Below are 6704 nucleotides of genomic sequence, written 5' to 3'. Positions count from 1 at the left end.
TGGAAAGCTAACAAACTAGGTGATGTGGTCATGTCGGTCTAGTAAAATACTTACTTTATTGAAAAATGAAAAACGATGAGAACGTGAGTATGAAGCAGATAGACTCCATAATTAAGGGGCCGAACCGCTTTGACCATTTATATCTACTTTTTAGATCTATTTTATAAATACTCAATATTTTCTGCAAAATAGATCTATTTTTTAGACTTATTTCTCTCCAATGCACCGTTTCGGTACTCATTTTACTAGATACGCTCAAAATAGATCTATTTTTTAGACCTATTAAGATCATTTCTATTGTTTTTGCCTAAATAGGTCTATTTTTTAGATCTATATAGTTGAGCTGAAAAATGAAGTATAAGCGAAAAGAGAAGATCGTTCTGGAGAAATGAAGTGTTCGCCTTTGTAGCCGGTTTCTTACCTTTACAAGTCTTAGTCCATCAATGTCTCTGGTTTCAACCGCGACCCTAAAGACTGATCTACTCACGCAGCGACCAACACGAAAAACTTTAGTTCAAATGATATTTCGTTGAACTAATAAATAAAGCAAAGGCAGCCGTCCTCGTAAACAAACCGTTCGCTCCTCGCACAGCAATTTTCCAAGTCCTTTGAACCTCAATAGCCGAACTAAGCTGCCTTCTCAGAATCTCATGGCTCACTTCCTCCACCCCACAAAAAAAGGGTTGTATATAATTGGAAACCATGCTATTATCCTAATCATATAATTCCAGTAGGAATAATAAGTTATCGACCGGACAGCCGGAGAAATCGCCATTGCGATAGCTCCGGCTGTTTTTATGTTCGCTTTTCATTCAAGAAGCGGCCATCAAGAAAGGAGGCCATACGTTGGCAATCAGAAGGCATCAACAAACAGAGGGAACCAAATTCCCCGGTAAGACCTACGTGGAAGCCGTACTTGAACCTGCCTACGATCAGGCGAAGCAGGAGCTGCTCCTGCCGATGATCGAAGTGCATAAAGCGCATCTGGTCATGCTGCTTGAACAAGGGCTGCTTACCCAAGACGAGGCCAATTCCATTGCAAAAGCACTTATAAGGATCGATTTAGAGCAGCTGAGCCAAGGAAATTACAATGGCCAGTTTGAGGATTTGTTTTTTGAAGTGGAGCACAAGCTGCTTGAACTATCGAATGACGCGTCTGGCAGCCTGCACCTCGGACGCAGCCGCAATGATATGGGAATAGCGATCTACCGGATCACCTTACGGCGAAAACTGCTTGGAACGATTGGTTCTGCCTTAAGACTTCATGCGAGCCTGCTCGCTTTTGCTAAAAAACATACCGGCACGATTATTATCGCTCATACACATACCCAGCAAGCGCAGCCAACCACGCTCGCCCATTATATAGCGGCGGTAACCGATTCGCTGGCGAGGGATATCCGCAGACTGCAGGCTGCCTATGCCAATTGCAACTTAAGCAGCATGGGTGCCGCTGCCCTTACTACCTCCGGCTTTACGATTAGCCGTGAGCGTGTAGCTGAGCTCCTTGCTTTCGATGGGCTAATCGAGAACGCTTATGACGCTGTAAGCGGAGCAGATTACGTGGCAGAAATCGCAGCAGGCGTGCAACTGGCTGCCATTAATCTCGGGCGGTTCACACAAGAGCTGCTGCTGTGGTGTACGCAGGAATTTGCAGTTGCCAGAGTCGCCGCTCCTTATGTCCAAATTAGTTCTATCATGCCGCAAAAGAGAAATCCCGTTTCTGTCGAGCATATCCGCTCTCTGCTATCGAGCATTGCCGGCAGCTCGCAAACGGTGCTCACCATGCTTCACAATACACCGTTTGGCGATATTGTGGACACCGAGGATGATATGCAGCCTTATGCCTGGAAGAGCCTCGATACACTTGAAGTAGTGTACCGATTGCTCTCCAAGGTTATCGACTCTTTGCAGATTAATGAAGACGTACTGCGTCAGCGAGCTGCGGCAAGCTTCGCGACCGTTACCGAGCTTGCTGATACCTTGGTTAGGGAAGAAGGACTGTCCTTCCGCAATGCGCACAAGATTGTTAGCAGGCTCGTGACGCAGGCCGTTCAACAAGGCGATCAAATCAACGACTTAAGCCTGCAATCGCTCAACGAGGCAGCTATTCATACGCTTGGCCTTCCCCTAAGGCTAAGCGAGAAGCAGCTTAAGCTAGCGCTGGACCCCGAGCATTTTGTCAACGTCCGCAAGGTTCGCGGCGGACCTAGTCCGGGCGAAATGAAACGAGCGTTAAAAGCCCAACAATACAGGCTCAACAGCCTAGAACAGTGGCTTGGCGAACGAGAAGCACATCTGGCTTCCGCCTCAACGAAGCTGAATTCCATCCTATTCGATTGGCAGATCAAGTAAACAGAAATGGAGTGAACGTTATGTTTCGCAAATCGTTTAAAGTGTTTGATGTTCATGGGCATCTGCCCTACCGGCTGCTGTTCGGCAATAAAAGCAGGCATGCCTTAGTCTCGAACTATGGCGCGGAGCGCAGCGAACGCATGCGGCTGACATGGGATTTTCCAGAGCCGCCGCCATTGCAGGACGAGAGCGATTCCGTCCCGTTAATCGATCGCTGGGTTCAAGAGCTGGACAAATTCGGCATAGGCGGTCTTAACTTTCTAACTGCGCTGGATAATGACAATATGGCCGACCAGCTCGCCCGGCACCCTGACCGGTTTACCGGCTTCGCCTATCATTCGATCGAGGAAGAAGGAGCCGCAGTTGAGCTGCGCAGAGCGGTCAATGAGCTTGGGCTGAAAGGTTACAAATTGTTTGGGCCGCTGACGTCTAAGCCGTTTGATGATCCTTCGTTCACCCCCATTTGGACCTTTCTCGCGGAAAAGAAGCTGCCTGTGCTCATTCATTTTGGCTTGCTGGGCCATGCGGGAGGTATAGCACACCACCCCAATATTAGCCCGCTTGCCATATTTAATACCGCTCGCGAATATCCGGACATTCCGTTCATTATCCCGCACTTCGGCGCCGGATATTTTCAAGAGCTGCTGCATCTGTGCTGGAGCTGCCCAAATGTATACGTCGATACCTCCGGCTCCAACCAGTGGATGCGTTGGATGCCGTATGAGCTGACCTTGGAGTCCGTGCTTCGCAAAACTTACGAGCTGATTGGGCCTGACCGAATTATTTTCGGCACGGATGCCAGCGGGTTCCCGAGAGGCTATCCTTACCGTTATTTGCAGGATCAGGTTCGAGCTGCCCGCGAGCTTCGCTTCCCGGAGGACGACATTGAGAAAATATTTGGCAATAACGCCCGGCGGCTGTTAGGTCTAGAGCAATGGCATCCTGCTGAGCATGCCCTGAAATCCAGCATCATCGAGCAAGCCTAACCAATGGCCGTAAAAGGTGAAACGGCTTCACCCTCCTCTGCAAAAAAGAGCGAATCCGTTTCTCGTAAATCTTATATATAAAAATAGGAGTGGATAATGATGAAAACGAACAAATGGACCACAACGCTGTCAGGCTTGCTTATTTTAACCCTTGCGATTACCGGCTGCGGCAGCAATAACAACAGCAACCAGCAAGAGAGTCCCAAGCCGACTGCTACGACGGATACATCCAAAGCCACAGAAACAGCCGATAACGAAAAAGACGTAACGATTGAATATTGGCAATACGAGTTTCCGGCCAAGGTTGACCTGATTAATGAGCTCATCACCGAATTTCAAAGCCTTCATCCCCATATTACGGTAAAACAGACCAACTTCCCTTATGACCAATATAATCAGAAGGTTGCCACGCTTGTTCCAGCCGGCAAAGGCCCTGATATTATCAATCTGTATTATGGCTGGCTGCCAAAATACGTTTCTTCCGGCTATTTGCAGCCGCTTCCGGAAGACAGCTTCCCAACTGCAGAAATTGAGAGCAATTACTACCCGCTGGTCAGTGCCGCCAAAATCGACGGCTCTTACTACGCGATTCCTACCGCGGTGCGCACCCTCGCTTTGTTTTACAATAAGGATCTGCTAAACAAAGCTCAAATCACGGAGCTGCCAACGACTTGGGAGCAGCTCGTTGAGACGTCCAAGAAGCTGACCGAAACTGACGCCAAAGGCCAGTTTGTTACGGAAGGGCTAGCATGGGAGCCGGGCGCGCAGCTTCATCACTGGTACCGTGATGGCCTTGTTCACCAAGCAGGCGGACAGGATCTAAGCGAAGACCGCCGTAAAATCTTGTGGGCAGAAACGCCAGCCGGCTTGGAAGCTTTCCAATACCTGCTAGACTTCGCAATCAAGCATAAGGTGGGTATCAATGGGTTCTATGAAAATGACAGCAACGCGTTCATGACCGGACATGCGGCGCTTAATATTGACGGTTCCTTCCGTCTTGGCTCCATTAAGAAGGACTTCGCTGATTTGAACTTCGGCGTTGCTCCGCTTCCATCCTATAAGAGCAAGTCGGCTCCTTCCTCCTTCTGGGCGAACGCCATTCCCAAAAACGTAGAAGGCGACAAGCTGAAGGCTGCCTCCGAATTTCTAAAGTTTCTGACGAGCAAAGAGGTACAGGAAAAATGGGTCGACCAGATCGGCGAGCTTCCCGCGCAGAAAGCGGTAGCTACCCAAGACAAATACGTGAACGATGAGAAGCTTGGCCCCTTCATCAACCAGCTTGATGACAGCCGCGCACACTTTTTCATCGACGAAACGCAGGAAAAAACGCTGTTTGTCGATGCGACCAATGAAGTGCTCCTGAACAATGTGCCTGTAGATAAAGCCTTTACCGATCTTGTTGCCAAAACGCAAAAGCTCTACGACGACTATTGGGCTGCAGTTGACAAAAAATAGCCTGCTGCAAGATCAGGGCGCGCAGCCTAAAGCTCGCGCCCTATCCTTTATGAGAGGGAGGCGAAATGAACGATGCTCGAACAAGCCCTGCGGCTAACCGCCCGCAAAAGCCGGGAACTGCTTCATACGAGACTAACTTATCGGACGCAGCGCTACCTGTTTATTTATATTGCACTTGGCATACCCTTGTTGTATTTTCTCAGCACACGCATGGCTCCGATTCTTTATGCCTTCAACGTTAGCGTCCGTGAATGGGATCTACTGTCCCAAGACAAGCCTTACGTTGGGCTTGCGAATTTCAGCGCATTGTTCGCGGATGAAATTTTCCAAAAATCGATCGTCAACACGTTCAAATTTGTTATCATCGGCGTCCCCGGCCAGTTGATCGTCGGTCTTGCCGTTGCGCTGCTGCTGCATAACGTACAACGGTTCCGTGGTTTCTTCCGGACGGTATACTTCATCCCTTACGTTACGAGCATTATCGCCGTCAGTTGGGTGTTCCGCTGGATTCTGATGCGCAACGGCTGGCTGAACGAGATGCTGCTGAATCTGGGGCTGGAGCCGCAATTGTTTTTGCAATCGCCGCGGCAAGCGCTGCTTCTCATTACGCTGACCATGATCTGGCAAAGCACGGGCTTTCAAATGCTGATCTTCATGACCGGCCTGGAGGCGATACCGCGTATGTATTATGAAGCAGCAGCGATTGACGGGGCAGGCGCATGGCGCAAATTCCGGCATATCACGCTGCCGCTGCTGAATCCCGTTATCGTATTTTCGGCCGTAATTGGCGTCATTTCCTATTTGCAATCGTTTGGGCAGGTGCTGAGCATGACCAACGGCGGGCCGCTGAACGCTACGACGACCATGGTGCTCCACATTTATAATTTGGCGTTTCAGCAGTTTAAGATGGGAAGTGCCGCGGCAGCAACAGTCGTGCTGTTTGCCGTTATTTTGGCGCTCACCCTGCTGCAATTAAAAGTGTTGAACAAAAAAGTAGAATATTGATGGGGGCGGATAAAATGAGCTCATCAAGAGCATACCGACCGAGCGGCAAATCGCCCGCGGATAAGCTGCGTACGTCGTTAATCTATGTGCTGCTCGTCATAGGTGTCGGCATCATGCTTTTTCCGTTTTTATGGATGGTCGCCACCTCCTTTAAGCTTCCGCAGGATGTCTATAACCTTCGCCTCATTCCCGAGACGATAACGTTTGATAACTACACGGCGATTTTTAAAAAGGCCCCATTCGGTGACTGGATCAAAAACACGCTCATTATTTCTCTGATTGCGACGGCTACCGTTGTCGTATTTGATACGGCTGCCGGCTACGTGCTCGCGAAATTCTCTTTTTTCGGCAAGCAGATTATATTTCTGATCATTATCAGCACGCTTATGGTACCAACGGAAATGCTCATCATCCCCTGGTATTTGATAGCGAACGATCTTGGCTGGTCTGACACCTATTGGGGCGTACTGTTCCCCGGCATTATAACAGCCTTCGGTATTTTTCTAATGCGCCAGTTTATGGACTCGATCCCCTCTGACCTGCTTGATGCGGCGCGAATTGACGGGCTTAACGAATGGCGTATCCTAGCACAAATTGCCATTCCGCTAGTGAAACCTGCCATCGTAACCTTGATCATTCTTACGTTTATCGGGAATTGGAACCAGTTCATTTGGCCGCTCATTGTGCTCCAGACCGAAGAAAAGTTTACGCTACCCGTCGGCATCGTATATTTCTCCAGCGAACTTAAGGACACCAGCAACTGGATACTTATCATGGCGGGCACAACCATTTCGATTGCTCCGCTTATTCTTTTGTTCCTAGTCTTTCAAAAGCAAATTATTCGCGGCATTGCGCTTAGCGGGATGAAATGACTCTCCACTTCGTACACGCGCTTCCCGCTTCAAG

Annotated in this window: 5 protein-coding genes; all 5 read left to right on the top strand. The window is 49.2% G+C overall.

Annotated elements, in window-relative coordinates; all coding sequences use genetic code 11:
* The first annotated feature begins 846 nt into the window (after positions 1 to 846).
* The 5 genes from argH (at position 847) to E0496_RS12590 (ending at position 6670) form a co-directional block, all read left to right on the top strand.
* Positions 847 to 2352 carry an argininosuccinate lyase gene (gene argH / locus E0496_RS12610; RefSeq protein ID WP_141502046.1) on the top strand — a complete coding sequence of 502 codons (1506 nt, stop codon included), beginning with the start codon at positions 847 to 849 and terminating at the stop codon, positions 2350 to 2352.
* Between the two features lie 20 nt (positions 2353 to 2372).
* Positions 2373 to 3338: an amidohydrolase family protein gene (locus E0496_RS12605; protein WP_141502045.1), complete on the top strand. Its 966-nt coding sequence runs from the start codon at positions 2373 to 2375 to the stop codon at positions 3336 to 3338.
* A gap of 99 nt (positions 3339 to 3437) precedes the next feature.
* Positions 3438 to 4793, top strand: a complete 1356-nt coding sequence (locus tag E0496_RS12600) for an extracellular solute-binding protein (RefSeq protein ID WP_141502054.1) — start codon at positions 3438 to 3440, stop codon at positions 4791 to 4793.
* Positions 4794 to 4865: 72 nt separating this feature from the next.
* Entirely contained in the window at positions 4866 to 5798 is a 933-nt protein-coding gene (locus E0496_RS12595; RefSeq protein WP_141502044.1) for a carbohydrate ABC transporter permease, read from the top strand.
* 14 nt (positions 5799 to 5812) lie between these two features.
* A complete protein-coding gene (locus E0496_RS12590) occupies positions 5813 to 6670 on the top strand; it encodes a carbohydrate ABC transporter permease (protein WP_141502043.1) in 858 nt (285 codons plus the stop codon).
* Positions 6671 to 6704: the final 34 nt, after the last annotated feature.

The organism is Paenibacillus luteus (genome assembly GCF_006542765.1).
Taxonomy (GTDB): domain Bacteria; phylum Bacillota; class Bacilli; order Paenibacillales; family Paenibacillaceae; genus Pristimantibacillus; species Pristimantibacillus luteus.
Note: the sequence above shows the minus strand (reverse complement) of the source record. Positions and strands in the feature narration are given on the sequence as shown.